Source organism: Parasphingorhabdus sp., assembly GCF_041748495.1.
Lineage (GTDB): Bacteria > Pseudomonadota > Alphaproteobacteria > Sphingomonadales > Sphingomonadaceae > Parasphingorhabdus.
This window is the reverse complement of sequence record NZ_JBGTDD010000006.1, coordinates 1-3,074: the sequence shown is the minus strand read 5'-3', so window position 1 is coordinate 3,074 and position 3,074 is coordinate 1. Positions and strand designations below refer to the sequence as shown.

Genomic DNA, 3,074 nt, shown 5'->3' with positions numbered 1-3,074 from the left:
CTTTTCTCGATACTGGACACGCCGATGCCCCGGACATTCTTCGTCACCGAACAATTTCGTCCCGGTTCCACGGTGACGATGGCGACCTATATTTACGCAAGCGACGAAGATCTGGCGGCTGCGGGGAGCGATTTCATGATGCTGCGGGTGACCGGCGCGACGGTCCGGAACAGCGCCACCGACGGGCGGGCCGAGATCTGGTCGAAAAGCGGCATATTGCTGGCGACAAGCTCGCAAATCGGATTTTTCCGCTAGTGCGGTTTGGCGCCCTAAATCCCTTGCCTTTGCAACTAACCGACCTTATAGCGCCCTCTTTCCGGCCATGAGCACCCTGGAGGCGTGGCGGAAATCTAACAAAAGCTATTTTGGAGCAACATTATGAGTGATCTGCTGACTATTTCAGCCGAGCCTCGCGAACGGGCTGGCAAGGGAGCCTCCCGTGCACTGCGTCGCGAAGGCCGTGTCCCTGCCGTTATCTACGGCGACAAGAAAGAAGCCCAGACAATACATGTCGAAGCGCGCGCATTGAACAAACTGCTTGGCACCGGCCATTTTATGAACTCGCTGGTTCAGGTCGAAGTCGACGGCGTCAAAACCCGTACCCTGCCAAAGGATGTTGCTTTTGATCCGGTCACCGACCGGCCACTGCATGTTGACTTCTTCCGCCTGGCAAAGGGCGCGAAGGTACAGGTCAACATCCCTGTTGTCTTCATCAACGAAGAAGCTTCGCCGGGCCTGAAACGTGGCGGCGTCATGAACGTTGTTCGCCACGAACTCGACCTGATGTGCGACGCGGATCATATTCCCGACCAGATCGAAATCGATGTGACCGGCCTGGAAATTGGCGATTCGATCCATATTTCTAACATCACCCTGCCCAAGGGCGCGGAAAGCGTGATCACCGATCGCGACTTCACCATTGCCGGCGTGACGGCACCATCCGCTCTGAAATCATCCGATGACGAAGCGGCTGACGAAGAAGCTGAAGCCGAAGTCACCGAGCAGGATGCCGATACGGTCGAGGGCGAAGACAGCTAGACCTTCATCGATCAAACAATATAACAAAAACCGTCCATGCTGGTCTATCAGAGCATGGACGGTTTTTTTCTGTCGAAAGCTCGGTGCGAGCGGGAAGAGCGTTAGAACATGCAACTATGGGTCGGCCTTGGCAATCCCGGCGCGCAATATGCGCTGCACCGGCACAATGTCGGCTTCATGGTGATCGACGCGCTGGAACAGGTGCATGACTTTCCGCCGCCGAAACAGAAGTTCAAGGGCTGGACCATGGAGGCGCGGCTGGGCGGCGAAAAGCTGGTCCTGCTGAAACCGGCGACCTTCATGAACGAAAGTGGCACCAGCGTGCGCGCGGCGATGGATTTCTACAAATTGCAACCGGAGGATGTCACCGTCTTTTATGACGAACTTGATCTCGAACCGTTCCGGGTCAAGGTCAAGCGCGGCGGTGGCGCGGCTGGTCACAATGGCATAAGATCAATGATTGCCCATATCGGTCCGGAATTTCGCCGGATACGGATCGGCATCGGCCATCCCGGCCACAAGGCGCGGGTCACCGGCCATGTGCTGGGCAATTATGGCAAGGCGGAGATCGACGATCTCGCGGACATGCTCGGCGTGATTGCATCGGAAGCGGACTTGCTGGCCAAGGGCGACGATGCGCGGTTCATGAGTGAATATGCTATGCGGATGCAGGAATAGCCGGCAGTTACGAATTAAATCGTCACCCTGAACTTGATTCAGGGTCCAGAGCGTATATGCGCAACTTTTGAACGATTTGGCACGGGATGCTGAATCAAGTTCAGCATGACGGAGTTTTCAAATGGGTTTCAAATGCGGTATCGTTGGCCTTCCCAACGTCGGAAAATCAACTTTGTTCAATGCACTGACCGAGACACAGGCGGCGCAGGCGGCCAATTATCCGTTTTGTACGATCGAGCCCAATGTCGGCCAGGTCGCGGTGCCCGATCCGCGGCTGGACCAGATCGCCAAGATCGCGAACAGCGCCAAGATCATTGAAACGCAGCTCGCCTTTGTCGATATCGCCGGTCTGGTGAAGGGCGCCTCAAAAGGCGAAGGTCTGGGCAACCAGTTTCTTGGCAATATCCGCGAGGTCGACGCCATCGTCCATGTGCTGCGCTGTTTCGAGGATGACGACATCCAGCATGTCGCGAACAAGATCGATCCGATTTCCGATGCTGAAGTGGTCGAGACGGAGCTGTTACTCTCCGATCTGGAAAGCCTGGAAAAACGCGTGCCCGCCTTTCAGAAAAAAGCGACCAGTGGGGACAAGGAAGCCAAGATAGCCGCGAGCGTTCTCGGCCAGGCGCTGGAATTGCTGCGCGAAGGCACGCCGGCGCGCCTGACCGAACCCAATGACGAGGAAGAACAGCGGATATTTGACCAGTCGCAGCTGCTGACCGCCAAGCCGGTGCTCTATGTCTGCAATGTCAGCGAGGCCGACGCGGCAAAAGGCAATGATCTGACCGCCGCCGTATTCGAAAAGGCCAAGGCCGAGGGCGCGGAAGCGGTAATCGTCTCTGCTGCCATTGAGTCCGAGCTGGTCGGGATGGAGCCGGAAGACCGGGCCGAATTTCTGGCCGAGCTGGGGCTGGAAGAATCCGGCCTCGCCCGTGTCATCCGCGCTGGCTATCAACTACTCGACCTGCAGACCTTCTTCACCGTCGGCCCCAAGGAAGCGCGGGCATGGACCGTCCACAAGGGTGCCAAGGCTCCCGAAGCAGCCGGCGAAATCCACAGCGACTTTGAGCGCGGCTTCATTCGCGCCGAAACCATCGCCTTTGACGATTATGTCGCGCTTGGCGGTGAAAGCGCGGCTCGCGACGCTGGGAAGCTCCGCCAGGAAGGCAAGGAATATGTCGCGAAAGACGGCGATATCTTCAATTTCAAATTCAATGTCTGAACCACTGACCGGCTGACGCCGGTAGGTTCATGGCTTGGGGCTGAAGCCAGTTTTGTTTGGCTTGGTATGCTTGTCGAGATAATTGAGGATCACGTCGTCGGTAATATTGCCTGAGGTGGTGGAGAAATAGCCTCGT

The 3,074-nt window shown here is 57.0% G+C and carries 4 protein-coding genes; all 4 read left to right on the top strand.

The window, feature by feature from the left end; all coding sequences use genetic code 11:
* Positions 1–255, top strand: a 255-nt coding sequence (locus ACEW8J_RS00375) for a hypothetical protein (protein WP_373489647.1), incomplete at its 5' end; no start/stop codon positions are given.
* A gap of 123 nt (positions 256–378) precedes the next feature.
* Positions 379–1,038, top strand: a complete 660-nt coding sequence (locus ACEW8J_RS00370) for a 50S ribosomal protein L25/general stress protein Ctc (RefSeq protein ID WP_373489646.1) — start codon at positions 379–381, stop codon at positions 1,036–1,038.
* 108 nt (positions 1,039–1,146) lie between these two features.
* Complete coding sequence (gene pth, locus ACEW8J_RS00365; protein ID WP_373489645.1) at positions 1,147–1,716, top strand: aminoacyl-tRNA hydrolase; 570 nt, start codon at positions 1,147–1,149, stop codon at positions 1,714–1,716.
* A gap of 121 nt (positions 1,717–1,837) precedes the next feature.
* Positions 1,838–2,938, top strand: coding sequence for a redox-regulated ATPase YchF (gene ychF / locus ACEW8J_RS00360; protein ID WP_373489644.1), 1,101 nt, complete (start codon positions 1,838–1,840; stop codon positions 2,936–2,938).
* Positions 2,939–3,074: the final 136 nt, after the last annotated feature.

Excerpts from the sequence above, each read along its gene's own strand:
- ychF (WP_373489644.1), top strand. The coding sequence starts at position 1,838 with ATGGGTTTCAAATGCGGTATCGTTGGCCTTCCCAACGTCGGAAAATCA.
- ACEW8J_RS00370 (WP_373489646.1), top strand. The coding sequence starts at position 379 with ATGAGTGATCTGCTGACTATTTCAGCCGAGCCTCGCGAACGGGCTGGC.
- pth (WP_373489645.1), top strand. The coding sequence starts at position 1,147 with ATGCAACTATGGGTCGGCCTTGGCAATCCCGGCGCGCAATATGCGCTG.